Source organism: Nocardiopsis sp. KDC1DS13DA1, from assembly GCF_055632325.1.
The window spans coordinates 43,675-69,664 of record NZ_JBVMUY010000009.1 but is presented as its reverse complement, the minus strand read 5'-3'; the positions used below and the strand labels follow the sequence as shown (position 1 = coordinate 69,664).

Annotated in this window: 20 protein-coding genes; 8 read left to right on the top strand and 12 right to left on the bottom strand. The window is 73.4% G+C overall.

Annotated elements, in window-relative coordinates; translation table 11 throughout:
* Nucleotides 1-160 precede the first annotated feature (160 nt).
* The 3 genes from ACTVAJ_RS06700 to ACTVAJ_RS06690 all read right to left on the bottom strand — a co-directional run bounded on the left by ACTVAJ_RS06700 (nucleotide 161) and on the right by ACTVAJ_RS06690 (nucleotide 6,321).
* Nucleotides 161-691, bottom strand: coding sequence for a beta-class carbonic anhydrase (locus ACTVAJ_RS06700; protein WP_470387187.1), 531 nt, complete (start codon nucleotides 689-691; stop codon nucleotides 161-163).
* Nucleotides 692-769: 78 nt separating this feature from the next.
* On the bottom strand, nucleotides 770-3,256 hold the full coding sequence (locus ACTVAJ_RS06695) for a DNA gyrase/topoisomerase IV subunit A (RefSeq protein WP_470387186.1): 2,487 nt from the start codon (nucleotides 3,254-3,256) through the stop codon (nucleotides 770-772).
* Nucleotides 3,257-3,435: 179 nt separating this feature from the next.
* Nucleotides 3,436-6,321 carry a glycosyl hydrolase gene (locus ACTVAJ_RS06690; RefSeq protein ID WP_470387185.1) on the bottom strand — a complete coding sequence of 962 codons (2,886 nt, stop codon included), beginning with the start codon at nucleotides 6,319-6,321 and terminating at the stop codon, nucleotides 3,436-3,438.
* 184 nt (nucleotides 6,322-6,505) lie between these two features.
* Here ACTVAJ_RS06690 and ACTVAJ_RS06685 point away from each other — a divergent pair, with 184 nt between their 5' ends.
* The gene (locus ACTVAJ_RS06685; RefSeq protein WP_470387184.1) at nucleotides 6,506-8,728 is read left to right on the top strand and encodes a RecQ family ATP-dependent DNA helicase; all 2,223 of its coding nucleotides are present in this window, start codon (nucleotides 6,506-6,508) and stop codon (nucleotides 8,726-8,728) included.
* A gap of 80 nt (nucleotides 8,729-8,808) precedes the next feature.
* On the opposite strand, the gene ACTVAJ_RS06680 is transcribed toward ACTVAJ_RS06685, so the two are convergent.
* Nucleotides 8,809-9,744, bottom strand: coding sequence for a carbohydrate kinase family protein (locus ACTVAJ_RS06680; protein WP_470387183.1), 936 nt, complete (start codon nucleotides 9,742-9,744; stop codon nucleotides 8,809-8,811).
* A 249-nt stretch (nucleotides 9,745-9,993) separates the two neighbouring features.
* On the opposite strand from ACTVAJ_RS06680, the gene ACTVAJ_RS06675 reads away from it, so the two are divergent.
* The 4 genes from ACTVAJ_RS06675 to ACTVAJ_RS06660 all read left to right on the top strand — a co-directional run bounded on the left by ACTVAJ_RS06675 (nucleotide 9,994) and on the right by ACTVAJ_RS06660 (nucleotide 15,352).
* Nucleotides 9,994-12,711, top strand: coding sequence for a bifunctional acetate--CoA ligase family protein/GNAT family N-acetyltransferase (locus ACTVAJ_RS06675; protein ID WP_470387182.1), 2,718 nt, complete (start codon nucleotides 9,994-9,996; stop codon nucleotides 12,709-12,711).
* 68 nt (nucleotides 12,712-12,779) lie between these two features.
* Complete coding sequence (locus ACTVAJ_RS06670; RefSeq protein ID WP_470387181.1) at nucleotides 12,780-13,373, top strand: DUF5998 family protein; 594 nt, start codon at nucleotides 12,780-12,782, stop codon at nucleotides 13,371-13,373.
* Between the two features lie 375 nt (nucleotides 13,374-13,748).
* Entirely contained in the window at nucleotides 13,749-14,570 is an 822-nt protein-coding gene (locus ACTVAJ_RS06665) for an enoyl-CoA hydratase-related protein (protein ID WP_470387180.1), read from the top strand.
* Between the two features lie 128 nt (nucleotides 14,571-14,698).
* A complete protein-coding gene (locus ACTVAJ_RS06660) occupies nucleotides 14,699-15,352 on the top strand; it encodes an MBL fold metallo-hydrolase (protein ID WP_470387179.1) in 654 nt (217 codons plus the stop codon).
* A 33-nt stretch (nucleotides 15,353-15,385) separates the two neighbouring features.
* On the opposite strand, the gene ACTVAJ_RS06655 is transcribed toward ACTVAJ_RS06660, so the two are convergent.
* The 3 genes from ACTVAJ_RS06655 to ACTVAJ_RS06645 form a co-directional block, all read right to left on the bottom strand.
* Nucleotides 15,386-17,491: a CHAT domain-containing protein gene (locus ACTVAJ_RS06655; protein ID WP_470387178.1), complete on the bottom strand. Its 2,106-nt coding sequence runs from the start codon at nucleotides 17,489-17,491 to the stop codon at nucleotides 15,386-15,388.
* Nucleotides 17,492-17,767: 276 nt separating this feature from the next.
* Nucleotides 17,768-18,190, bottom strand: coding sequence for a hypothetical protein (locus ACTVAJ_RS06650; RefSeq protein WP_470387177.1), 423 nt, complete (start codon nucleotides 18,188-18,190; stop codon nucleotides 17,768-17,770).
* Nucleotides 18,187-18,861, bottom strand: coding sequence for an RNA polymerase sigma factor (locus tag ACTVAJ_RS06645; RefSeq protein ID WP_470387176.1), 675 nt, complete (start codon nucleotides 18,859-18,861; stop codon nucleotides 18,187-18,189). Before ACTVAJ_RS06645 ends, ACTVAJ_RS06650 begins: the two co-directional genes overlap by 4 nt.
* A 219-nt stretch (nucleotides 18,862-19,080) precedes the next feature.
* On the opposite strand from ACTVAJ_RS06645, the gene ACTVAJ_RS06640 reads away from it, so the two are divergent.
* Both ACTVAJ_RS06640 and ACTVAJ_RS06635 read left to right on the top strand, forming a co-directional pair.
* Nucleotides 19,081-19,575: a DUF3145 domain-containing protein gene (locus tag ACTVAJ_RS06640; protein ID WP_470387175.1), complete on the top strand. Its 495-nt coding sequence runs from the start codon at nucleotides 19,081-19,083 to the stop codon at nucleotides 19,573-19,575.
* 131 nt (nucleotides 19,576-19,706) lie between these two features.
* Complete coding sequence (locus ACTVAJ_RS06635) at nucleotides 19,707-20,243, top strand: MepB family protein (protein WP_470387174.1); 537 nt, start codon at nucleotides 19,707-19,709, stop codon at nucleotides 20,241-20,243.
* Nucleotides 20,244-20,270: 27 nt separating this feature from the next.
* Here the strand turns inward: ACTVAJ_RS06635 and ACTVAJ_RS06630 are convergent, their stop codons facing one another.
* From ACTVAJ_RS06630 to ACTVAJ_RS06615, 4 genes are all read right to left on the bottom strand, one after another.
* On the bottom strand, nucleotides 20,271-20,738 hold the full coding sequence (locus ACTVAJ_RS06630; RefSeq protein ID WP_470387173.1) for a DUF1707 SHOCT-like domain-containing protein: 468 nt from the start codon (nucleotides 20,736-20,738) through the stop codon (nucleotides 20,271-20,273).
* 126 nt (nucleotides 20,739-20,864) lie between these two features.
* On the bottom strand, nucleotides 20,865-21,653 hold the full coding sequence (locus tag ACTVAJ_RS06625; protein WP_470387172.1) for a 3'(2'),5'-bisphosphate nucleotidase CysQ family protein: 789 nt from the start codon (nucleotides 21,651-21,653) through the stop codon (nucleotides 20,865-20,867).
* A complete protein-coding gene (locus ACTVAJ_RS06620) occupies nucleotides 21,650-22,645 on the bottom strand; it encodes an ATP-grasp domain-containing protein (protein WP_470387287.1) in 996 nt (331 codons plus the stop codon). The genes ACTVAJ_RS06625 and ACTVAJ_RS06620 overlap by 4 nt, the downstream gene beginning before the upstream one ends.
* A gap of 247 nt (nucleotides 22,646-22,892) precedes the next feature.
* Nucleotides 22,893-23,423 (bottom strand): YbhB/YbcL family Raf kinase inhibitor-like protein, encoded by a 531-nt coding sequence (locus ACTVAJ_RS06615; protein WP_470387171.1) that lies wholly within the window; start codon nucleotides 23,421-23,423, stop codon nucleotides 22,893-22,895.
* Nucleotides 23,424-23,686: 263 nt separating this feature from the next.
* Here ACTVAJ_RS06615 and ACTVAJ_RS06610 point away from each other — a divergent pair, with 263 nt between their 5' ends.
* Nucleotides 23,687-24,655, top strand: a complete 969-nt coding sequence (locus ACTVAJ_RS06610) for an LLM class F420-dependent oxidoreductase (RefSeq protein WP_470387170.1) — start codon at nucleotides 23,687-23,689, stop codon at nucleotides 24,653-24,655.
* 11 nt (nucleotides 24,656-24,666) lie between these two features.
* On the opposite strand, the gene ACTVAJ_RS06605 is transcribed toward ACTVAJ_RS06610, so the two are convergent.
* On the bottom strand, nucleotides 24,667-25,872 hold the full coding sequence (locus tag ACTVAJ_RS06605) for a PucR family transcriptional regulator (RefSeq protein WP_470387169.1): 1,206 nt from the start codon (nucleotides 25,870-25,872) through the stop codon (nucleotides 24,667-24,669).
* Between the last annotated feature and the right edge of the window lie 118 nt (nucleotides 25,873-25,990).

Below are 25,990 nucleotides of genomic sequence, written 5' to 3'. Positions count from 1 at the left end.
TTCCCAGACGAGACACGGGGCGGGAACGGCCCGGTGCGCACTCGTGGAACACCCCGCCGCATCCGCCCCCACTGGAGAGATCCCCGGACGGCGCCGCGCGCACACACGGGCGCCACCGTCGGTCCCAGGGGGACGGGTGCGGCGGGGAGGAAGCCGCAGCTCAGACGTCGGCGGGGGTGATCCGGCCGGAGTCCACGTCGTAGATCGCGCCCGCCACCGGCAGGTCCGCGGGCAGCAGCGGGTGGTGCCGGATCCGCTCCAGGTCGTGCTTGAGCGCGCCGATCTGGTCGTTGTTGGTGTGGAACTCCAGGCTGCGGGTGTCCACCCCGTACTCCTCCTGGATGAGGTCGTGCACGGCGTCGTCGCCCGGCACCGACGCCATCTTGCAGTTGGTGTGCGGAAGGATGAGGACCCGCTCCACCCCCAGCAGGTAGACCGCCAGGACGAGCGTACGCAGGGTGTCGTCGGTCACCCTGGCGCCCGCGTTCCGCAGGATCTTGGCGTCGCCGGGCTTGAGACCCAGCATGTCCAGGGGTTCGATCCTGGAGTCCATGCAGGTCACCAGAGCCAACCCTCGGGCGGCCACGGGCTTGAGGCCCTGCAGGGCGAACTCGGCCACGTAGTCGTCGTTGGCGGCGAACACGTCGTCGAAGGCCCCCCGCGCGCGGGCGGAGTCGTGGGACTCACTCACGTGGGTCACTCCCTGTCTTCATGGTCTTGGGCCGTGTACATGGAACCAGACCCATGTACACGGCGTGTTGCAACACGTTCAAACACTGCGCTCAGGGGTGGTGATCCCGACGCTGGTGCGTCCGGTCCCCACCGTGGTGATGGCACGCGGGAGCGGCTCGCCGGAGCCGTCGCGGCGCTCGCTGGTGTCGGGCAGCCGCACCGGCCTGCCGTCCGCCCGGGAGGCCCGGGCGGGCGCCCTGCCGATCCAGGCGAACAGCAGTGCGTCCTCGCCCTTGAGGTAGCGGTGGCAGCGTACCCCGCCGGTCGCCCGGCCCTTGGAAGGGTAGGCCTCGAACGGGGTGACCTTGGCCGATCCGGCCTGGGTGCCCGCCAGGGCGTGGGAGGCACCGGAGACGGTCACCACGACCGAGTCCTCGGGGGAGTGGACCGCGCCGAACCACAGGACGTGCGCCTCCTCCGGCAGACGGACGCCCGCCACACCGCCGGCGGGGCGGCCCTGCGGGCGCACGGCGGTCGCGGAGAAGCGCAGCAGTTGGGCCTCGGAGGTGACGAACGCCAGGTCCTCCTCGCCGGTGGACAGCTGGGTGGCGCCGACCAGGCGGTCGTCGTCCTTGAGCGTGATGATCTCGAAGTCGTCCTTGTTGGGCGGGAAGTCGGGGGCGACCCGCTTGACGATGCCGCCCCGGGTGCCCACGGCGAATCCGGCGCCGGAGGTGTCCATCGCCACCACCGAGACCACCCGTTCGTCACCGTCGAGCTCGACGAACTCGCCGACGTCCAGTCCGGCGGCCAGGGGCGGGCGTTCCTCGCCCTCGTCGGGGAGTTCGGGAATCTCCACGACGGGAACGCGGATCATCCGTCCCAGGTCGGTGACCAGGCCGACGTCCGAACGCGAGGTCGTGGGCACGGACGTGGCGATCGCGTCGTGCCGGGTGCGCAGACCCTCGTACATCCTCGGCGGGGTGGCGCCCCTGCTGCGGCCGACGGTGCCGTCGACGCCGAGCAGGACGTGGCAGGCCTGGTCGGCCATCTCCAGGGGGATCACCGCCCCGCGCGCGGCGCCGTCGCTCTCGCGCAGCTGGGTGCGGCGCGGTGTGGCGAACTTCTTCGAGACCTCGGCGAGCTCCTTGGACACCACGCGGCGCAGCTTCTTGTCCGAGTCCAGGATGGACGTGAGTTCGGCGATCTCCTTGTCGAGCTGCTCGCGCTCGGTCTCCAGCTCCATCCGGTCGAAGCGGGTCAGGCGGCGCAGCGGGGTCTCCAGGATGTAGCGCGCCTGGGTCTCGGACAGCTCGTAGGCGCCCATGAGGGACTCGCGGGCGGCGGCGGTGTCGTCGGCCTCCCGGATCAGGGCGATCACGCGGTCGATGTCGAGCAGCGCGACCAGCAGGCCGTCGACCAGGTGCAGGCGCTCCTGGCGCTTGCTCCTGCGGAACTCGCTGCGGCGGCGGACCACGTCGAGGCGGTGGTCGACGTAGACCTGGAGCAGCTCGCGCAGGCCGAGGGTCTGGGGCTGGCCGTCGACGAGGGCGACGTTGTTGATGCCGAAGGACTCCTCCATCGGCGTGAGCCGGTAGAGCTCCTCCAGGACCGCCTCGGGGTTGAAGCCGTTCTTGAGCTCGATGACCAGGCGCAGCCCCTGGTTGCGGTCGGTGAGGTCCTTGAGGTCGGAAATACCCTGGAGCTTCTTGGACTGCACCAGCTCCTTGATCCGGCTGATGACCTTCTCCGGGCCCACGCTGTAGGGGAGCTCGGTGACGATCAGGCCGGTGCGGCGGGCGGAGACCTTCTCGATCGCGACGGTGGCGCGCGTCTTGAACGTGCCCCGGCCCTTCCGGTAGGCGTCGCGGACGCCGTCCAGGCCGACGATGGTGCCGCCGGTGGGCAGGTCCGGTCCCGGGACGAACTCGGTGAGCTCCTCCAGGGTGGCGTCGGGGTGGGCGATCAGGTGACGGGCGGCGGTGACGACCTCGCCCAGGTTGTGCGGGGCCATGTTGGTGGCCATGCCGACCGCGATGCCGGAGGCACCGTTGACCAGCAGGTTGGGGAAGGCCGCGGGCAGTACCTCCGGCTCGGTCTCCTGGCCGTCGTAGTTCGGCTTGAAGTCGACGACGTTCTCGTCGATGGACGAGACCAGGAGTTCGGCGCTGTGCTCCAGGCGCGCCTCGGTGTAGCGCATGGCGGCCGGGGCGTCGTCGCCGCCGAGCGAACCGAAGTTGCCGTGGCCGTCGACCAGCGGCACCCGCATGGCGAAGGACTGGCTGAGCCGGACCAGGGCGTCGTAGATGGCGCTGTCGCCGTGGGGGTGGAGGCGGCCCATGACCTCGCCGACGACGCGGGCGCACTTGACGTGTCCGCGGTCGGGGCGGAGCCCCATCTCGTTCATCTGGTACAGGATGCGCCTCTGGACGGGTTTCATGCCGTCGCGGGCGTCGGGCAGCGCACGCTGGTAGATGACCGAGTACGCGTACTCCAGGAAGCTGCCGCGCATCTCCTCGGAGACGTCGATGTCGATGATCTTCTCGGCGAGATCCTCGGGGGGACGGGAAGTTGTACGGGCCATGACCGTAATTCTGTCCTGTTCCAGAGACTGAAACGTACGTCGGCCCGTGGTTGGGGGCATGTGACCCGTGCGACTGTGGGGGTTTTGGGCATGCCTGGGGCGGTTTCCGCCCTGTGAACGAACAGACGCGGAAACCGCCCCCGGCGCCGGGCCCGGGCCGTCGGGGCCCGCCCCCGACGTCAGCCGGAGAAGGGGATCGTGACGGTGGCGCCGCCCTCGGCTCCGGTCAGGACCGCCGAGGGGGCGTCGCCCAGGGCGCTCCACAGCTCGACGCGGACGGATCCCCCGTCCAGGTCGCCGAGGGAGCCCCCGGCGCCCGCCAGCCCCTGGACGTGGGTGTAGTCCTCCCAGCCGTCCAGGTCGTCGGTGGCGAAGTAGCGGTAGGTCTCGACGCGGTCGTCGGTGCCGTCGCCCTCCAGGTCGTAGACCACGCGGACCTGGACCGCGTTGGCGACCGCGCCGCCGGAGTCCACGGGCAGGGAGAAGGCGGTGGAACCTCCCGTGTGCGAGCCGGTCAGACCGTCGGCGCTGAGGACCACCCGGTCCTGGGGCGGCCGGCCGTCCTGGTTGGCGCCTCCGGCGGAGGCCACGGTGACCTCTCCGGTCCGGTCGTGCGGGAGGAGGGAGAGCCCGGTCGGGGTCAGGTGGAGGGTTCCGTCCCCCACACCGCCGTCCCCGTCCCCGCCGCCGTCCCCGTCACCGGGGTCGCCTCCACCGCCCTCACCCGTGGTGGACGCCAGCGAGCGCGGCTCCACGTCGAGTCGCGTTCCGTCGGAGAAGGTCACGGTCAGCGGCGTGTCGGACGGGTTGAACGCGGTGTGGGTGCGCTCGCCGTCATCGTCGAAGACCGCGTAGTGCGCGGCGTCCGCCGTGACGGAGGTGTCCACGGTCCCCACCTCGGCGAGGGTCGACACCCACTGGTAGGTGTGCGGCTTGGACTCGCCCGCCTCGGGTTCGTAGGAGGTCCACTGCTCCTCGAAGCGCCGCAGGGCGCGGGGGCCGTCCGAGAGGGCCAGCTGCTCCCAGTGGATGTCCCGCCAGGTCTCGGGTCGGCGGCCGAGCCGGTCCTCCAGGGACTGGTGCAACCGGCCCGCGTGCTCGGGGTCGTACCCCAGGTAGAGGGACCCCGCGGTGACGGGCAGGTAGTTGATGCCGTAGTGCTCCTCCGTGCTGCCGTCCCACCAGATGCGGTAGTCGGCGCCGTCGCCCCAGACCATGGCGGCGATGTCGTTCGGATAGTCGTCGGGGAAGGTCCCGCCGCCGTGGTCGTGCCAGTAGAGGGCGATGGCGGAGGCCTGGGTGGTGTGCAGGTACACGCCCAGGTCACGCAGTTCGTCGTCACCGGTCAGGGCACCGAACAGGGCGGTGGCCGCGGCGAAGTGCATCCCCTCGGAGGAGGACTCCTGGTTGTTGCCGGAGGCGAACCCGGCGTGCCCCGAGGCCCAGCCGTGTCCGGCGTAGGGGGAGAACGAGCGCAGACGGGGGAACATGCCGCTGTCGGGGTCGGTCTCGGCGACGTCCCGGACGAGCAGGCGGATCATGCCGCCCCAGGCGTCCTCGGCGGCCCAGTCGGCGTCGTAGCGGGCGACGACGGCCGCCGCGGAGACGAAGTAGCCGTAGTGGAAGTCGTGGTCGTTGACCTCGGTCGCGGCGCCGAAGCTGTCGGGGTAGCCGAGCATGGTGCCCCATCCCGGTTCGTAGTGGAACCGGCGCTCGCCCCCGGCGGTCAGCCACTCCTCCAGACGGCTCCTGACCAGGGAGAGGAGGGTGTCGCGCGCCTCCGTGTACCCGATGGAGTCGGCGATCGGGACGAGCTGTGCCAGCCGGCCCAGGGCCTTGCCGTCCCAGTAGGTGTCGCCGGGCGAGGGGAAGTGCGCCTCCTCGGCGAGGACCTCGTCCAGCAGGAGCCGTATGCGGTCGTGGTCGGCCGTGTCCACGGTCGGCAGGCTGGGCAGGATGCCCTGGGTGGTGAGCTCGGTGGTGAAGCCCGTTCCCCGCACGACGCGCATCTCCCCCCGGGGCGAGGCGTAGGAGAGGTCCGTGACGGGTGTGGTGGCCGCCCGCCAGTGGTGCGGGTAGAGGGCGGTCAGGGTGCCGTCCTCGGTCCCCTCGCGCGGCTCGGTCTCCAGCCGGTAGGTCGTGGTGAGCGTGGCTCCGGCCTCGTCGTACTCGTAGGAGACCCGGGACCCGGTGACGAAGGAGTGCGCGTAGGGGGCGAAGTCGGGCAGGTCGTCGGGGGTGGGCAGGAGGGCGACCGAGTAGTGGCCCTCGGCGCCGGTGGCGGCCGTGAAGGTGGTGCCCGAACGGGTCCAGGCGGTGTCCGAGGGGGCGAACAGGGCGTAGTGCCGGCCGTTCAGGCTGGCGCCGACGACCGGCCCCTCCTGGTGCCAGACCTCCGGTGCGCCGGTGAAGGCGACCCGCGCGTCGCCGCCCGCGGTGTCGGCGTAGGCGAAGGGCAGCCCCTGGCCGACGGTGACGCGCAGGGTCCGCCCGTTCCCCTCCCACTGGGGGGTGACGGTCCAGTCACCGTGGTCGGCCACCCTGGTGTCGGGGGAGGTGAGGCCGTCCACGCCCATCGACAGGTCGGCGGTGTGGGGGTACTCGTACTTGAGCCCGTCGCCGACGATCCGGTGCTGATCCGGATAGCCGACCTCCAGCCCCTCGGCGTGGGGGCGGAAGCTGAAGGGGTGGGCGAAGAGGTTCTCGCCGTACGGGTTGTCCGGGTAGCGCTGGAAGATCAGCGACGACCACCACTCGTTGGTGGGGGCGGGGCCGTCGAAGTCGTCGGTGACCTTGGGATCGACCGGCGTGCCGTTCAGGTCCGAGGGGCCGGGGGCTCCCCCGGGCAGGCCCCGCGTGTAGCCCCCGGCACCGACGGGGACGTCCGCGGCGGAGGCGGGCGGCGGGGCGGCCGTGACGGCCGCGGTGCAGACCAGGGCGGTCGCGGCGGCGAGCACACCGCGGCGCAGGCGGGTGCGGGGCGGCGGGGCGGCGGGTGGGCGGGGGGTTCTCACGGGGGCATTCCTTCCGGTGGCGGACAGGGAATGGGAGCGCTCCCAGGTCATCGGGGTCGAGTGTGGGCGCAAGGTCGGCCGCGGGGCAATGCGGGCAGACCAAGGAGTTATCGGGTCGTTACCGAAAGTGCTGGTCGGCGGAGGCCCCGGAGAGACGGGGCCGGACCGCACCGTTCGGGAACCCGGGCTGTGGACAACCGCTCCGAGGTCTCTGCGCTCTGGTACCAAGGAACGCATGGCGACATCTGCTGGCGACGCGCCCACCACCGAGACCGACCCGGACGAGCCCGTCGGCCGCGACGCCTCCCGTGACCGTGGGGGCCCGGCCCGCGACGACGCGCTGCGCGCGGCGGCCGAAGGGCACCTGCGTGCGCTGGCGGGGGAGTCGGCGCGGCTGCGCGAGGACCAGTGGACGGCCGTCCACGCCCTGGTCGCCGAGCACCGCAGAGCGCTGGTCGTCCAGCGCACCGGATGGGGCAAGTCCGCCGTGTACTTCGTGGCCACGGCGCTGCGGCGGGCCGAGGGGGCGGGGCCGACCGTCATCGTCTCCCCGCTGCTGGCCCTGATGCGGAACCAGATCGCCGCCGCCGAGCGCGCCGGGATCCGGGCGCGCACCATCAACAGCGCCAACAGCACCGCGTGGGAGGCCGTCTACGCCGACGTGTCCGCCGGGGAGGTGGACGTGCTGCTGGTCAGCCCGGAGCGGCTGAACAACCCCGAGTTCCGCGACCGCGTCCTGCCCGAGCTCGCCGCCGGCGCGGGCCTGGTCGTCATCGACGAGGCGCACTGCGTGTCGGACTGGGGACACGACTTCCGTCCCGACTACCGCCGGATCCGCTCCCTGCTGCACGACCTGCCCGACGGGGTCCCGGTCCTGGCGACCACCGCCACCGCCAACGAGCGCGTCACCCGCGACGTCGCCGAACAGCTCCGCGCGGGTGACGCACGGCAGGACACCCTGGTCCTGCGCGGCTCCCTGGAACGGGAGAGCCTGCGGCTGGCCGTGGCGCGCCTGCCCGACCCCACCGCCCGGCTCAGCTGGCTGGCCGAGCACCTGCCCAAGATCCAGGGGTCGGGGATCGTGTACACGCTCACTGTCAGCGCGGCGCTGGAGACCGCGCGGTTCCTCGCCGAACAGGGCCTGGACGTGCGTGCCTACACCGGCCAGACCGACCCGGACGAGCGGCGCCGCGCCGAGGACGACCTGCTGGCCAACCGGGTCAAGGCGCTGGTGGCCACGAGCGCCCTGGGGATGGGCTTCGACAAGCCCGACCTCGGGTTCGTCGTCCACCTGGGCGCCCCGCAGTCACCGATCTCCTACTACCAGCAGGTCGGACGTGCGGGCCGCGGCGTGGAGCGGGCCGAGGTGGTCCTGCTGCCCGGCCGGGAGGACACACAGATCTGGGCGTACTTCGCCGGACTGTCCTTCCCGCCGGAGGCCACCGTGCGCGAGACCCTCGCCGTCCTGGCCGCCGAGGAGGCGCCGATGTCCGTGGCGCGCCTGGAGACCCGTGTGGACCTGCGGCGCACCCGACTGGAACAGATGCTCAAGGTGCTGGACGTGGACGGCGCGGTGCGGCGCGTGCGCGGCGGCTGGACCGCCACCGGGCGGCCCTGGGAGTACGACGCCGAGCGCTACGCCGCCGTCGCCGAGGCACGCGAGCGGGAGCAGGGCGCCATGCTCGACTACCTGGCCACCGACACCTGCCGGATGGAGTTCCTGCGGCGCCAACTGGACGACCAGGCGGCCCGACCGTGCGGACGCTGCGACGTGTGCACCGGTCAGTACTGGCCCACCGACGTCGATCCCGGGCGGCGTGCGGCGGCCGCGGACCACCTGGACCGGCCCGGAACCCCGATCACACCTCGGCGCCAGTGGCCCACGGGCATGGACGCCCTGGGCGTGTCGTTGTCCGGGAAGATCAAGGAGGAGTTGCGCGCGGGTGAGGGACGGGCCCTGGCCCGGTTCACCGATGTCGGCTGGGGCACCGAGCTGCGCCGGATCCTCGCCGAGGAGGCTCCCGACGAACCGGTCGGTGACCGCGTGCTCCAGGGCATCGTCCGGGTCCTGGCCACGTGGGGCTGGGAGCGTCGCCCGGTGGGTGTGGTGGCCATGCCCTCGCTCACCCGGCCGACGATGATCACCGACCTGGCCCGGAGACTCTGCGACCTGGGCCGACTGGCCCCGGTCGGGGCACTGGGCTACCGCTCCGAGAGCGGCCCGGGGCCCCGACGGCACAACAGCGCCCTGCGCCTGGGGCAGGTGTACTCGGAGCTGGTCCTGGGGGACGAGACGGCCCGACGGCTGGCGGACCTCCAGGCGGACACGCCGGGTCCCGTCCTGCTGGTCGACGACCACACGGACACGGGATGGAGCCTGACCGTGGGCGCGGCTCTCCTGCGCCGTGCCGGGGTCCCCGAGGTCCTGCCCCTCACCCTGGCCACGAGCGGAGGCTGAGCCGCGCCCCCAGGTGTCGGTTGAGGGTGTCCCGCTCCGCCGCGCGGCGGCGGGTGACGGGCGGGCCCGGGGAACCCCGCCTACCGCAGCCGCTGTCCGCGCGGTGCGCCGCGCCGGACCGGCTGTCCCTCACCCAGGTCGGGACGGGCGCCCGGCTGGTGCAGGGCGCGTGCCGCGAGCCGGTGCCCCCGGCCCAGCGCCTCCTTCGGGTGGCGCCCCGCCAGCCACTCGGGCAGGAACCCGGCGATGAACGCGTCACCGGCGCCGACCGACCCCGGCTTCGGATCGACCGGCTCGGCCGGGGCGGACACCACGCCCTCACGGGTCTTGGACGCCCACAGGCCGCCCTCGTCGCCCAGCTTGAGCACGACGTTGGGGTAGTGCGCGGTCAACACCCTGGCGGCGGCCTCCGGTTCGTCCTTGCCGGACAGCACCTTGGCCTGGGCGAGGTTGGCGAACAGCAGTCGTACGCCCTGCGTCCACTCCAGGAAGTGCTCCGCCCCCGCGCGCTCCAGCGGGGCGTGGGAGCCGCCGTCCACCGAGATGGACATGCCGCTCTCCCGGGCCATGCGCAGCGCCACCCGGGCGGCGCGCCGCGAGTCGGGGTTGATCAGGGTGTACCCGGACACGTGCAGGTGCGCGTCCGGGGCGAACACGTCCCGGGGCAGGTCCTCGGGTTGGAGCCGGGCGTTGGCACCGGGGTCGCTCAGCATCGTCCGGTCACCGCGGTGGGTGATCATGACCACGCATGTCCCGGTCGGCCGCTCCGGATCCATCACCATGCGCGAGTCCAGGCCGTACCCCATGAGCTCCATCTCGCGGGTCCGGCCGGTGATGTCGGAGCCGCGGCGGCCCACGAACGTCGTGTCGACCCCCTCGACGGCCAGCCACGAGGCGATGTTGGCCCCGGACCCACCGCCGTACATGACCACGGACGCAGGAGTGTCACTGCCGCGGGCCAACGGGTGGAACGCCTGCGCGACGGCATCGGTCATGAGGTCACCGATTACGACCACTCGTGTCATTTCGCCAGCCACCACCGAGTTGTGAGAATCCGTGCCCGCACGACGTTAACAGGTTAACGATCAGCGGCGTGTAACGAAGTGACGGCGCCACGAGTACATGACCAGACACGTCAGACGGCGCTTCGCGACCGGACCGCTCGCACCAAGGGCGCGGGGAGCGGCGGACCGGCACCCGGTCATTTCGGTCCTCCCGCATGGACTTTCCCCAGATTCGACCGAATGTCGTCTAGTCTCGCTGTCGTGCAGTCCTACCCGAACCACTGGGAAGCCGACGTCGTCCTCACCGACGGAGGCACCGCGCACCTGCGCCCCATCACCCCCGACGACGCCGACCTCCTCCGGGAGTTCCACGCGCGACTCTCCCCGGAGACGATCTACTACCGCTTCTTCGCGCCCTACCCGCGGCTGTCCGACCGCGACGTGCGCCGGTTCACCACCGTCGACTACGAGGACCGCGTGGCCCTGGTGGCCACCATCTCCGACTCCCTCGTCGCCGTGGTGCGCTACGACAAGGTCTCTCCGGAGGAGGCCGAGGTCGCCTTCGTGGTGGAGGACGCCCACCAGGGGCGCGGGTTGGCCTCGGTTCTGTTGGAGCACATCGGCGCGGCCGCCCGTGAGCGCGGTGTCCGCCGGTTCATCGCGGACGTCCTGCCCGAGAACCGCCGGATGATCAACGTCTTCCGCGAGGCCGGGTACACGGCCCAGCAGACGTTCGACGAGGGCGTCATCCGGCTCACCCTGGACCTGCAGCCCACGGACGACGCGAAGGAGGTCATGCAGGCCCGTGAACAGCGCGCCGAGTCGCGCTCGATCGCCCGCCTGCTCTTCCCCGAGTCCGTGGCCGTCATCGGTGCCAGCCGTACCGCCCACACCATCGGCCAGACCTCGCTGCGCAACCTCCTCGGTGGCGAGTTCCAGGGGCCGGTCTACCCGGTCCACCCCGAGGCCAAGGCGGTCGTGGGCGTGCGCGCCTACCCTTCCGTGCTCGACATCCCCGACCAGGTCGACCTGGCCGTCGTCGCGGTGCGGGCCGAGTCCGTCACCGAGGTCGTCGAGCAGTGCGCCGAGAAGGGCGTGCACGGCCTCGTGGTGGTCAGCTCCGGGTTCGGTGAGGTGGGGCCCGAGGGCCGGGCCCGGCAGGACGAGCTCGTGCGCACCGCCCGTGCCGCCGGGATGCGCGTCGTGGGACCCAACTGCCTGGGTATCGCCAACAGCGACCCGGCGGTCTCGCTCAACGCCACGCTCTCCCCGGACCTGCCTCCGCGCGGTCCCATCGGTTTCTTCTCCCAGTCGGGCGCGCTCGGCCGCGCCATCCTCCAGCGCGTCGCCGAACGCGGCATGGGGCTGTCGACCTTCGTCTCCGCGGGCAACCGCGCGGACGTGTCCGGCAACGACCTGGTGCAGTACTGGCAGGAGGACCCCGCCACCGAGGTCGTGCTCCAGTACCTGGAGTCGCTCGGCAACCCGCGCAAGTTCACCCGTCTGGCCCGCCGCCTGGCCAAGCAGAAGCCGGTCGTGGCGGTGCGCAGCGGCGGGTCCGCCCAGACCACTCCGACCGGGCACGCCGCGGGCGGGCTCGCACTGCCCGACTACGCGGTCACGTCGCTGTTCCAGCAGGCGGGCGTGGTGAGGGTCGACGACATCACGCAGATGTTCGACGCCGCCCAGGTGTTCGCCTACCAGCCTCTGCCGGAGGGCCCCAGGGTCGGTATCATCGGCAACTCCGACTCCCTGGAGCTGCTGGTCAAGGACGCCGCCGTGCGGCAGGGGCTCAAGCCGCACGAGCCGGTCAACCTCGGTCCGCAGGCCACGGCCGAGGACTTCGACCTGGCCCTGGAGACCGCCCTGGCCGCGGAGGACGTGCACTCGGTCGTGGTCGTCTTCGTCCCCGCGCTCCAACCCATCGGCGACGACGTCGCCCGCGTGCTGCGCGCCCGATCCCTGGGTTCGGACAAGCCGGTGGTCGCCACCTACCTGGCCCGGCAGGGGATCCCCGAGGAGCTGCGCCACGTCGGCGAGCGCGGTGAGACGCTGCGCGGTTCGGTGCCCTCCTACCCCTCACCGGAGGACGCGGTGCGCGCGCTCGCCCACGCCACGCGTTACGCCCAGTGGCGGGACCGCAAGCCCGGGCGCCACCCGGAGCTGCCCGACATCGACCGCGCCCGCGCCCGCGCCACCATCACCCGCGCGCTGAAGGGTTCGTCCGGTGACGACACGATCGCCTGGTTCGGCGGGGAGCGCCGTTACGACGAGGAGACGGCGATCTCCAGCGAGGCCGCGCGCGACCTCCTGGCCTGCTACGGCATCGCCGCCTACCCCGACATCCCGGTCACGTCCGCCGACGAGGCCGTCGTGGCCGCCGGTGAGCTCGGCTACCCCGTCGTGGTCAAGGCCGACGCCCCCGACCTGCGGGTCCGGGCGGGCGGCACGTTCGTGCGCGCCGACCTGCGTACCCCGGACGACGTGCGTAGCGCCTACCTGTCGCTGCACGACCGGTTCGGTGCGGAGGCCGACCTCGTGGTGCAGCGCATGGCCGCCCCGGGCGTGCCCACGGTGATCCGCGCGGGTGACAACAAGTCCTTCGGTTCGGTGGTCTCCTTCGGTCTGGCCGACGTGACCGCCGAACTGCTCGACGACCGGGCCTTCCGTCTGGCGCCCCTCACCGACATGGACGCGGCCGACCTCATCCACGCCGTCCGGGCCGCGCCCCTGCTCTTCGGGCTGCCCGCCGGTGCGACCTCGCTCGCCGAACAACCCAACGTGGAGGCGTTGGAGGAGCTGCTCATCCGGGTGTCGCGCCTGGTCGAGGCCTTCCCCGAGATCGGGTACGTGGACCTGGACCCGGTGCTGGTCAACGCCACCGGGGCGCACGTGCTGGGAGCGCGCATGTGGTTGCGCGAGGCCCCCGAGGTGCGGCCCGACGCCGGTCCCCGCAGGCTGCGAGGGGTGACCTTCTGATCATGGGTTGGCCCGGGCGATGGCCGTCCCGGTCGCGAAGTGTCGCCCGGAGAGGGCAGGATAGGGGTATGAGGAAATCACGTGCCGTGTCCACCGACTGGCGGCTGGAGATCGAGCGGAGCGGGTACTACCCCGCTCTGGTGATCGACGCCGTCGCCACGGCCCTGGGGGACGAGGACGCCGAAGCCTTCATCGTCCACCACGAGGCGACCTTCGACCCGGCCATGGAGATGCGGCGGCACATCACCGTCATGCTGCTGACCGCGACCCGTCTGGTGGTGTGTCACACCGACGAGCACCCGCCCACCGAGCCGGGCGGTGCCTCACACGCGTCGACCACCACCGACAGCATCCAGGTCGGCAACGTCCAGTCGGTCGCGCTCACCCGGGTGGTCCCCAACCCCGCCCAGTACACCCCCGGAAGCCTGCCGAGCGAGCTGGTGCTGAGCGTCAACCTGTCCGTGAACTGGGGAACCACCGCGCACATCGACCTGGAACCCGCCGCCTGCGCGGACGAGACCTGCGAGCTCGACCACGGGTACACCGGGGCGATCACGGCCGAGCCGCTCACCCTGCGCGTGAGTGAGGCCGCCGACGGGGCCGCGGCGGTCGCGGCGATGATGAACTTCGCCGACTCCCTCTCCGCGGTGACGGCCCGGTAGCGAGGCCGGGTCAACGGCCAGGGGCGTACGGGACTCTGCGACACGGGGCAGACCGTGTGCGAGGAACGAGCGGCAGCCGCCGCCGAGGATGGGGAACCGCGCTCTCCACGCCCCCGAGCCCCGCAGGAGGAGGCTGCGCCGTCAGGTGCCCGCTGAGGGCGGCGGCGCGGGCGTGTGAGCACACGAAAACACAGCCGTGACAGGGACTTAACGAACACGGTGCCGGGCAGCGTGGTGTCTTAACAATCCGGCCGTCTAAGGTTGAACCGGATTCGTGCATACCGCCACAAGCGAGACGTGCCAGGTCGCAAACCGGGCACGTGCGCGTCGCGTCCCCCGGACCCGCGCGCCCACACGGAGAAAGGTCAGCCTGCGATGACGCAGCACCCGTCCCCGGCGTCCCCGGAGGACGCCCCCCTGGTACGCCTGACCGTCGACCGCGCCATCGCCACGGTCACCCTCGACTCCCCCCGCAACCGCAACGCGCTGTCCGCCCGGCTGCGCTCGGAACTGTCCAAGGCCCTGTCCGACGCGATGGCCGACGACGAGGTGCGCGGCATCGTGCTCACGGGGACCGGCCCGGTCTTCTGCGCGGGGGCCGACCTGAAGGAGGTCGGAGCGGCGCTGCGGGGCGAGACGGTCGAACCCGCACCGGAGCTTCCGGCCATCTTCGAGCAGATCATGGGTGCCCCCAAACCCGTCATCGCGGTCCTCAACGGCGCCGCCCGCGCGGGCGGGATCGGGCTGGTGGCCTCGGCCGACATCGCCCTGGCGCCCAAGAGCGCGACGTTCGCCTTCACCGAGGTGCGCATCGGCGTGGTACCGGCGATCATCTCCGTCCCGGTGTCCGCGCGGATGCACTCACGCCAACTCAGCCGTTACTTCCTCACCGGGGAGCTGTTCGACGCCTCGGCGGCGGCCAAGGCCGGGCTGATCACCCAGGCGGTCCCCGACCGGGAGATGGCGCACGCCGTGGACGCCGTCCTCCAGGGGCTGCGCGGGTCGGCGCCGCGCGCGCTGTCGCGCACCAAACAGCTCCTCGACGAACTCGGTTCCGGTGCCCTGGCCAGCGCGGACCGGCGCACCGAGGCCTTCACCCGGATGGGCGAGCTGTCCGCCGAGTTCTTCGCCGGAGAGGACGCCGCCGAGGGGCGCGCGGCCTTCTTCGACAAACGTCCTCCCCGCTGGGCCCAGTAACCGGCCCGCGGGGTCGCGCCCCGCCGTTCCCGCACCCGGCCGCGGCCAGAGGTCGGACGCTCCGGTGACCCCGGCGTCCGATCCCGGCCGGGGTACGCCTCCGTCGGTGGACGGTCCACAATGGAGGGGTGAGCTACTCCGGAGATACCAGGGTCGGCGGCCCCGCCGACCTGCGCCAACTACCGCACCTGACGATCGCCAAACTCTCTGTCGGCCCCATGGACAACAACGTCTACCTGCTGCGTTGCCAGGCCACGGGGGAGGGCGTACTGATCGACGCCGCCGACGAGGCGGATCGGATCCTCGACCTCATCGGTGAGCGGGGACTGGCCCGCGTGATCACCACCCACCGCCACCAGGACCACTGGAGGGCCCTCGCCGAGGTCGTCGGCCAGACCGGCGCTCGCACGGTCGCCCACCCCGCTGACGGGGACGACCTCCCCGTGTCGGTGGACGAGCCCGTCGAGCACGGTGCGCGGGTGCCCGTCGGCGCGTGCTCCCTGACCGTGGTCCACCTGCGCGGGCACACGCCCGGGTCGATCGCGTTGCGCTACGACGACCCCGAGGGCCACACCCACCTGTTCACCGGTGACTCCCTGTTCCCGGGCGGGGTCGGCCGCACGCTGCGCGACGAGGACTTCCGCTCCCTCTTCGCCGACGTGAGCGAGCGCCTGTTCGACGAGCTGGACGACGACACCTGGGTCTACCCCGGGCACGGACGCGACACCACGCTGGGTGCGGAACGCCCCAAGCTCGCGGAGTGGCGCGAGCGCGGCTGGTAGCCGCCCCGGCGACCACCGGGTCAGGCGGCCCGGTCAGGCGCCGAAGCAGCAGAACCCGGCCGGTCCGAGGTGGAGAGCCACCGCCTCGGACGCCGGGACCCCCGCCGCCAGCGCGCGGTGGAAGCGCACCATGGCGTCACCGGTCTCGGTGTCCCGGACGGGGACCGGGCTGGCCACCACCGTGCGTGCGCCGCGGGCGTGCAGGGCGCCGACGAACCCTGACGGAGTCCCCGTGACACCTCCGAAACCGCGCCCGTTCCAGCAGGTCGAGAGGGTCACCAGGGCGGGCACCGCGGTGAGCTTGGTCAGGTCGCGGGCGAGCAGGGGGCCGTCCGCGAGGTCGACTGAGGCGAGCAGGGGTACGCGGTCCGGGACGTGGCCGTGCCCGGCCAGGTGGACGACGTCGGATTCCCCGAACCCGGCCAGCACGTCGGCCGACCGGGCCCTCTCTCCGCCGAGGACGCGCGCTCCCGGATAGACGCGGGTCAACGCGGTCACCTCCCGACACGCTCCGCCGGGTGTGGGGGCGGCCACCAACAGAACCCGTTCCGCCGACGGGCGCGGCCGGTCCGCGCGCTCCACCCAGAACCGGGCGGTGGGCACCAGGTCGACCGGCCGTCCGCACAGGGCGGGCAGCATCCCCCACGGCGGGTCGCCCAGGCGCGGGTCGGCGGCCAGCACCAACGGGCGGTCCCCGAGCAGGGGGAGGAGCGGTGCCAGGAGCGCCCGGGAGGCCTCCGCCGCGGCGCTGCGGACCTCCACCGCGCGGACGCGGCACGCAGGCGCGGGCAGCGCGTGGGTGAACCGCGCCAGGGCCCGGACGGCGGGGGAGAGCGGGCCCAGGGGACGCGCGTGGACCCGCCCGGCGACCGCGACCAGGGCGACGGTGTCGTGTCCGGCCCAGGTGAGGTGGACGAACGCCCGGTCGGGCCCCAACCGGTCCAGCAGTGCGGCGGCGACCGGGGCCGGTACGGCGCGTCCGGTGCGCTCCAGGCCGCCCCGCCCGCGACACGCGCGCCACCGCGCCGCCTCCCACATCCGGGCGTGGTGCTCGGTCCGCGGTCCCCGACCCCGGGCCAGGGCGGTGCGGTATCGCCCGGCCAGTTCGGCCAGGTCCGGGGAGGCGGGCTCGTGCGGCCCCGGAACGTGCGCCGCGGCCCAGGTGCGGGACAGCTCCGCCCACTCCAGCGCGGTCACGGGCGCTCCCGCGAGGAGCGCGGCCTCCAGCCCGGCGCGGACGACGTGCGGGTCGTGGGCGGCCGACCCCAGCCACGGCCCGGGCGCGGGCGCGGCACCCCGGGCCAGGACGTCCAGGGCCCGCAGAGGAGCGGCCCGGAGACGGTGCTTCGCGGGTGGGGCGACGAGGGGAATCCGGACGCGCAGGCCGTTCCTGGCCCGGCCGACCGGGGTCGATCCCCGGGCCGGTCCAGGGTGGGCGTCCGTGGTCGGGCGGGCGGGTGTCCGAGCGGTCGGGGCGGCGGCGAGGGCGAGGCGTTCGAGACGGGCCGCGAGCCGATTCCACAGGGATCCCGGTCCGAACGTGCCGCGTACCCTCCGCGTGAGTTCGACCGCGCGTTGGCGGTCCCCCTCCAGGAAGCGCAGTTTGGCCTCCACGAGCAGGGCGCTCGCGGAGGTCGAGCCGTTCTCGAGCCACGGTCCCTCGTCGAGCGTGGCCGCGGCCTCCTCGACCAGTCCCTCCGACAGCAGGGCCTCGGCCAGGTCCACGTGCAGGGCCTCACGCCGTGCGGTCGGCAGGCGGGGCAGCAGGCCCAGGAAGGTGTCGATGGCCGTGACCGTGTCGCCCCGGTAGAGGGCGAGGCACCCCTGGTTGTGCCGAGCGACCAGTCCCAGGAGCGGGAGTCCGCGTTCGAGGGTGAGCGTGTGGGCCTCGGCGAGGTGGTCCTCGGCCTGGTCGAAACGGCCGCACATGGTCTGGGCCAGCCCCAGGTTGACCAGGACCCCCGGCAGGACCGGTGCGTCCTCGGCGGCGGGGTGGCCGCGCAGGCGGCGGTGGGTGTCGGTGAGGAGGTCGGCCGTGGTCGCGAACAGGCCGCTGCGCGCGAGCCGCACCCCGCGCCTGATCCGGGCCAGGAGGTGTCGGCCGGACGCCGGGTCGGACCGGTGGACGTCGGAGGTCACGTGCGCGCCGCCTTTCGCGAGGGGAGGGCTCGGGCCCGCCGCCCTGCGGGGGCCACCCGGATCCACTGATAGCAGCGGGCGGTCGCGCGGGGGAGCCTTCGCGGTCAAGCTGTGCAAAGGCCCGGGTGCGAAGGCGGACGAAGCGGGTGAAGGCGGGTGCGTCGCGCCGGGTTCGTGTGTGTTCCGAACCCGCTTTCGGAGTGTCCTGTTCTGTGGCGTCCGGTGCGTGGCCGGTGCCCTTCGGACGACCGCCCGCGGTCGCCCGGTTGCCGGGGCTCAGGCGGTGAACCAGCCCGTGACCAACGGTGGGCGGCCGGTCCGGTGCAGGGCGAGGCTGAGCGGTCCGCGCCGGAGCCCGGGCACGGAGAAGCGGCCGTCGGAGCCGACACGGAGGCGGTCGGTGGTTCCGGGGTACCGGACGTCCACGATGACGAACGAGAAGTCCCCGCTGACCAGCCCGGACAGGGACCGGTGCGGCCCGTGGACGCGGATCCGCAGGTCGAGGGTGAGGCCGCCGTGGTCGAACCGCAGCGTGGTCAGCAGGGCGCCGTCGGTGTCGCGCGCGTCCTCGGGGGCCGGCGGAGTCTGGAGGGTGAGGTCGGCGAGGTCGGCGTCGTCGTCGCGGCGGTCGAAGGCGGCCAGGGCCGCCTTCCGGCCCTCGGTGGCCCACGGAGGGAGGTGGTCGGTGCGTTTCCTCACTGCGGTTCCTCCAGGATGCGGCGGAGTCGGCGCCTGACGCGGCGGCGCCGGTTCGCGTCGACGCGGGGGTCGGAGCGGGTGTCGGGGTCGCGCGGGGTGTCGTCGAGGAGGCGCAGTGCCACGATCCGGTCCTGCGGGGGCAGGCGGCGGATCGCCCTGTGCAGCTCGTCGTGCCGTTCCCGCTCCAGGTACTGGGATTCGAGGTCGGGGCCGCCGGGGGCGGGCAGGCGGGTGAGGACGTCCGGGGCGACCGGGCTCTGCCGTGCGCAGTGCCGACGCTGGCGGGCGCACACGTCGTTGGTGACGCGGCGCAGCCAGGCGCGGAGCCGGTCGGGGGAGTGGAGCCGGGGAAGGTGCTGGTTCAGGGTGAGCCACACGGTCTGGACCGCGTCCTCGCGGTCCGGGTCGGAGAGGCGGTAGGAGCGGGCGACCGCGTTCACGAGCGGCAGGTGGCGGTCGACGATGCCCTCCCACGCCCGGGGATCGCCCTCCCGCGCGCCCCGGACGAGGTCGGCGTCGGCGGGTTCGGGGGCGGCGGGGCCGTCGGACTCCGGGGCGGAAGTGGCCGGAACCGGCAACGCGGCAGGGGTTTCGTTCCCGGTATCGGTCCACAGTACCGTTCCCCGGGAGGAGGAAGGGCTGCTCACGTCCTCGTACGGCTGGTCTGGCACACCCGCCCCCACTATGATCAGACTTCCTGTCCGCTCCGGGTGTCACGCTAGTCTCCGGGTGCCCCGGGCGTGGTGGGAACACCGCAAATCCCGGTGTTACCGCTGGTACCCAGAGAGCCCTTAGGGCACAATGGGGCGAAAGGTATTCAGGCGGGTCTGCAACCTTCTCGTGGATACGAGGGCGTCGGGGAAGCGCACTCGTTCGTATCAGGAGGTTCGGTGTCCGCACGTGGCGTCTTGTACGTCCACTCAGCGCCCGCGGCGCTGTGCCCACACGTCGAGTGGGCGGTCGCGGGCGTCGTTGGCGTACCCGTGAAACTTGACTGGGTCGCGCAGCCGGCGGCCCCCGGCCACCACCGCGCCGAGCTGAACTGGCAGGGCCGACCGGGGACCGCGGGCGAGGTGGCCTCGGCGCTGAACTCGTGGCAGCGCCTGCGGTTCGAGGTGACCGAGGAGGGGTCGCCGGGGTGTGACGGCGTGCGTTACAGCTACACGCCGTCCCTGGGCATGTGCACCGCGATCACCAGCGCCGCCGGCGAGGTACTGGTGCCGGAGGGGCGCCTGCGCGCCGCGATGACGCGGTCGGCCGCCAACGGCACCGATCTGGCCACGGAGATCGAACACCTCATGGGGCGGGCCTGGGACGAGGAGTTGGAGCCGTTCCGGTACGCGGGCGACGGAGCCCCGGTCCGCTGGCTCCACGCGGTGGGCTGAGGCCATGGCGGGGCGGGGACCCGAGGGCTCCATGGCCCCGTCGTCCGGCGTCAGCGTGCCGACCGGGTCGAGCATCGGCGGACGGCTGGGGGTCGGAGCGGTGCGCACGGGTGTGATGACAGGATGGCGGCATGGTGACGAATCAGCCGTGGACGGGCCTTCACGGTGACCTGTCGGCGGCGAAGACACTGGTGTACGACCCAATCGGTTTCGCCTGCCCGCCACCGGTGATCGAACCGGAGGGGGCTGACTACGCGGCGTGCGCGTTCACGCTCGACGGTCGCTCGGTCCGGTTCCGCGTGGCCAGGACCACCCCGGCGAAGGTCGGCCAGTTCGTCACCGTGTGGCAGCGCTCCGAGGAGGGGCCGATCCGGCCCTTCGACGTCGCCGACGGCGTGGACCTCTTCGTCGTCAGCAGCCGCGACGCCGACGGCTTCGGACAGTTCGTGTTCCCGCGCGAGGTGTTGTGCGAACGCGGCATCGTCTCCCGCGGCGGCTCCGGAGGCAAGCGCGGGTTCCGCGTCTACCCGCCGTGGGTGACCACGGCCAACCGGCAGGCCCGCGGCACTCAGGCATGGCAGGTGGAGTACTTTCTCGACCTCGGCGGGGGCGGGGGCGGGCCCGTCGACCTGACTCTCGCCCGGTCCCTCCACCACCCGTCGCAGTGACCCGTCCCGGGCGCCCTTCCCGGCCCCTCAGTGCGGTCCGTCCCCACCGGGCCAGACGGTGGCCGCGACCAGCACGGCTCCCCAGACGCCCAACGGCACCAGCGGCCAGTACGGTACGAGTTCGCCCGCGGTCAGGCTCACCACCGCCCACACGGCGGTGAGGACGGCCGCGACACCCGCCCACCACCGCCACTCGTCGCCCCACTCGCGCATCGGCACGGGCGGGGTGAGGTCCCCGTGGGCGGAGCGGTGCTCCCGGCGCGGGTCCGGGGCGGGGTCCGGTGCCGAAGGGGGGTCCCCGGTCCGCGGGAGGTCCGCGGTCAGCGACCACAGCTCCCCGACCAGCACCGAGGACAGGGCCAGACCCACCCTGCGGTCGTACTCCCCAAGGTCCAGGCGGCCCTCCACGAACGCCACGGTGAGGTGGTCGACCGTACGGTCGCGTTCGGCGTCCGAGGCGCGCATCCGGTGCAGAGGCAGACGTCGGTCCTCCACTTCCCACCCCCAGCAGGCGCGGTTGGTGACCACACCATACGCGCCGTGCCGGGCCCGGGGAAGGGATGCGCGGGCCCGCCTCACCACCTCCTCGACGCACCTCCCAGGAACGGGTGTTATCGCAGGTCAGGACGTTAACCAGTGGGCGACGGCGCGGCCCGTGGCGGGGTCGGCGGCGCCCACCAGGCCGGTGTGCTCGTAGGTTCCCCGGTAGTCGAACCCGGACCCGTCCAGCCGGGTGACCCGGCCCCCCGCCTCCTCCAGCACGAGCGCGGGCGCGGCCACGTCCCAGTCGCGCACGGGTACGTCCTTGACGAACAGGTGCGCCGACCCGTCGGCGACCCTGCACAGCTTCAGCGCGATGCTGCCGCTCTCCAGGTAGCCGCGGTACCCGAAGTGGTCGTAGACCCGCCGCGCGATCCCCCGGGGCTCGGGGGTGTTGTCGGTGAGCACGCCCGTCCCGGGCGGGGCCTGCGCGGGTCCGGTCAGGCGGCGGCCGTCCCGGCGGGCGCCCCGGCCCCGGACGGCCGTGTACAGCGTCGCGGTCTCCGGGGCGAACACCGCCGCCACCTCGGGCCGGTCGTCGACCACCAGGGCGGCCTGCGTCACGTAGCCCGGGAATCCGTGCGCGTAGCTGGCGGTCCCGTCGATGGGGTCGATCAGCCAGTAGCGCCGCGGCCGCTCCAGGACCAGCGACGCCGGGTCCTCCTCGCTGACCACGGGGACGTCCCGGTCGATCGCCGACAGCCGCTCGGACAGCGCGCGGTGCGCCATGGCGTCCGCCCGTGCCTTGAACTGGCTCCCCTCCCAGACCCCGCCGAGCGCGTCGGGGTCGGCCCGCCACTTCCTGAGCAGCGCGCCGACCTCCGTCACCGCCGCCGCGGCCGCCTCCGCCAGCGGGCGCGCGCCGCTCACCGGGACACCGTCCCGGCCGCCTCCGGTGCGGGGGACAGGCCGTGCGAGGTGAACTCCTCCTCGCTGATGAACTCGTCCGTCCACCGTCGTACCATCGCCACGCCCTCCCGCCACTCGTCGGTCAGCCGCGGCCCTCCCGTGACCGCCTGCCGCAGCAGCCCGGCGATCTCGTCGACCCCGGCCGCCGCCGTCAGCGCGGCCGTCGAGGAGAAGCGTGGGTTGATCTCGAAGATCCTGGGCCGCCCCGCGGCGTCCAGGCACAGCTGCACGTTGAACGGGCCGTCGGCGCGCAGGGCCGCCTGCACGGCCCGGCAGGTCTTTGCCACCGCCGGGGCGCGGCGGGTCACCGCGTACCGGGTGACCCCTTGTTTGAGGACCACCTCCTTGGGCACCACGGCCTGGACCCGGCCGTCGCGCCACACCACCACGGACACCGTGAACTCGGGTCCGGTGACGCGCTCCTGCACGATGAGCTCCTCGGGCGCGTACCCGCCCGCGGCCACGACCCCGGGCAGGTCGGCCCGGGAGCCGATGACCGCCACACCGCGGCTGCCCCGGCCGCTGCGGGGCTTGACGACGAACGCGCCGGGGGCGTCCCCGGCGTCGGACGGCCAGTCCGTCGCCGGCCAGGTACGGGGCACACCGATCCCGGCCGCGTCCAGCCGCCGCATGAGCAGCCCCTTGTCCAGGCAGGTGGTGACGAACTCCGTCCGGGGGAGCAGCACGCACACCCCCTCGTCGGCGAGCTCCGCGACCCTGACCAGCTCCTCGTCCACGAGGGGGACCACCGCGACCGCTCCCTCGCGGGCGCACAGCTCCCGCATCCGGGGCAGGAAGGCGTCGCTGTCCCCCGGAGGCACCAGGTACCCGCGGTCGGCGAGGTACAGGCCGGGCGCGGCGGGGTCGATGTCGGTGGCGACCACCCGGAAACCCGCCTCGCGCAGGTGGAGGATGGTGCCGGGGGTCGGGGCCGAACCCGCCGTCGTCACCACGACCGTCGGCCTCGTCACTGGTTGCTGGGGCACCGCTGATCCCTCCCGGGGTGTGGGGGCGGTCGGGCGACCGTGCGCCGAGCCTAGAGGTCTCGGGCGGAGTTCGCCCCGGAATTGGCCGAATCCGGCAGCGACGTCAACCGAAGCGGCCTCTCCCGCGTGTATCCCACGCCCCCGGGAGGGAGAGGGGCGGGTGCGGGTGCCCGGCGCCGCCGGGCACCCGCACCCGATCAGTCGGCCCGCGACCTCAGCTCCGCTCGTACACGGGAGCGATGACCGCACGCGCGATGGCGTGCGCGAACAGGTTGAAGCCGACGAAGGCGGGGCTGGCCGAGGCGTCCACGTCGAGGCGGGGTACGTCCAGGGCGTGGACCGCGAACATGTAGCGGTGCGGCCCGTGCCCGGGGGGCGGGGCGGCACCGACGTAGCGGTGGCCCCCGGCGTCGTTGCGCACGGTCACGGCTGGTTCCGGCAGGCCGGAACCCTCACCCGCGCCCGTCGCCAACTCGGTGACCTCGGCCGGGATGTTGCACACCGACCAGTGCCAGAACCCGCTGGCGGTCGGTGCGTCGGGGTCGAAGCAGGTGACGGCGAAGCTCCGCGTCCCCTCGGGGAAGCCGCTCCAGGACAGGTGCGGTGAGACGTCCTCGCCGCCAGCTCCCATGATGCCGCTGACCTGGGGCCTGGACAGGGTCTGCCCGTCGGCGACGTCGTCACTGGCCAGGGTGAACGTCGGCAGCTCTGGCAGGAAGTCGTAGGGGGAGGGTGGCGTGGCCACGGTCGGGGCCTCCTTCGCTCGGGTCGAGTGGGTTCCGGTGCCCGTCGGGTGCGCCGTCGCTCCGCGTCGCCGCTCCGCGCCGGGGCCGCGTTCCTCCGGGCCCTACGAACATACGCCCGGTCGGGGCGCCCCGTCGCCGTCGGTCGCCCGCCGTGTCGGAGGCGGCCGCCCGGGGCAGACGACATACCGACCGCGCGGTATGGTCGGGGTCGACAGCGGACACGAACCGGATGCGGTATCCGGTCCACCGACAGGGAGTCGCCATGACCGCTCGCTGGGGCATCACCATCCCCCTGGAGGGGGTTCCCCTCCTGGAACAGAGGTCCGTCATCGAGCAGCTGCCCGACCTCGGCTACACCGACGTCTGGTCAGCCGAGGCCAACGGCGCCGACGCCTTCACACCGCTCGCGCTCGCCAGCGTGTGGGCGCCGGGCCTCCGTCTGGGCACGGCCATCGTGCCCGTGTACACACGCGGTCCCGCGACCCTGGCGATGAGCGCCGCCGCGCTGGCGGCCGCCGCGCCCGGCCGCTTCGCGCTGGGGATCGGCACCTCGTCCAACGTCATCGTGGAGAAGTGGAACTCCATCCCCTTCGCGGAGCCCTACAAGCGGATCCGCGACACCCTGCGCTTCCTCCGCGAGGCGCTGACCGGCGCGAAGGTCCGGGCGGAGTACGACACCTTCTCCGTCCAGGGGTTCACCCTCGGGGCGGTGCCCGAGCAGGCCCCTCCGCTGCTCGTCGCGGCACTGCGGCCCGGCATGCTGCGGCTCGCGGGGCGCGAGGGCGACGGCGCGATCATCAACTGGCTGTCCGCGGAGGACGTGCGCACCGTCGTCCCCCACGTGCGCGGAGCCGCCGAGGACGGACAGGACCGGGAGGTGGTCGCCCGGATCTTCGCGATCCCCGACACCGACCCGGACACGGCCCGCGGGATCGGCCGCTGGGCCATCTCCGCCTACCTCAACGTGCCCGTCTACCGCGCCTTCCACGAATGGCTCGGACGCGAGGAGCTCACCCCCATGTGGAAGGCGTGGGACGAGGGCGACCGCAAGGGCGCACTGGAGGCCATCCCCGACTCGGTCGTGGACGACCTGATCGTGCACGGCCCCGCGGAGTACTGCCGGGAACGGATCCGCGCCTACGCCGACGCCGGGGTCACCACCCCCGTCATCGCGCCGATCGTGCCCGGGGACCCCGTGGCCGCCGTCCGCGCGCTGGCGCCCGCGACCTGACACCGCGGGGGTCAGCGCGACTCCAGCGGCCCCAACAGGCGGCGGGCGCGCAGTACCAGCTCCAGCTCGAAGCGGGCACCGGGATCACGCAGGCGCGGGCCGAACAGCTCGTCCAGCCTGCGTATCCGGTACCGCACGGTCTGCGGGTGCACGCGCAGGCGGAGAGCCGCCTCGTTGGCGTTGAACCCCGTCTCCAACCATGCCAGCAGGGTGTCGGCCATCCGGTCGCGCTGGGGCGCACGCAGTCGCGCGATCGGGGCCAGCCGCCTCCGCGCCAGTTCCGCCAGCAGGGCCGTGTCCCGCGACAGCAGCAGCGTCGACAGGTGGTCGACCCACCGCATGACGCCGTCGCCGGGCAGCACCCCGTCGCGGACCAGCTCCGCCAGGTCACGGGCCCGCGAGAGTGAGACGGGGACCTCCTCCGGCGCCACACTCGGCCCCAGGGCCGCCGAACCGCCGCGCAGCGACCGCTCCAGGGTCCGCAGCCGCCCGGGTCCGTCGGGGTCGGGCACCAGCGCGCACGGTTCACTCCGGTCCAGGTCCACCAGGACGTCGGACGGCAGTGCGGGGGGTACGGACCGCTCCCCGGGCAGCAGTACCGCAACCGCGACCCGTTCGGGGACCCGCCACCGCGCCGCCCGGGCCAGTGCCGCCACCGTCCCGGCGGCCCCGCCGGCGCCCGCCAGCAGCTCCTCCAGCAACCGTGCCCGGCTGCGCTCGCGCTGGTCGGAGTCGGTCCGGCGCACCCCGGCGTGGCCCTCGGCCGCGGCCGAGGTGAGCTCCTCCTGGAACGCGAACAGCGCCTCACCCAGGACCACCACGTCCTGACGGGTGAACGCGTCCGTGACCGCCAGCCGCCGCCACGCGATCGCCACCGCCGTGCGCATCCCGGTGTGCAGCCGCTCCAGCGTCCGCCCGCCGCGGGCCTCCTCGGCCCCGAACGCGCGGAACTCCTCGACGACGCCGACCGGGCCGTCGGGGCCGCGGCCGTCCTCCACCCGGTCGAGGAAGGCGTACGCCGCCGCCGCGACCAACGCGCGCCACGCCTCGGCGTCACCGGGCTCCAGGGCCGGGCCGTGTGCCTCCGCGCGGCGCCGCACCGCCTCGACCGCGTTCCGCGCCAGCCCCGGTACCAGGGGGCGCAGCCGCGCGCCCACGTTCGGGGGGAACCGGGAGAACGGGTCCGTCGGGGACTCCTCCCACTGCGGATACGCCATGCCACCTCCGGCGCGGACGCACGGCCCAAGCCGGTCGTGGCACGCCCGCGCGTGCTCCGTGCGCCAGAAAGCCCCATCGTTGACGCGGTCCGCCGGGGCGCACCGCGGTCCCATCCCA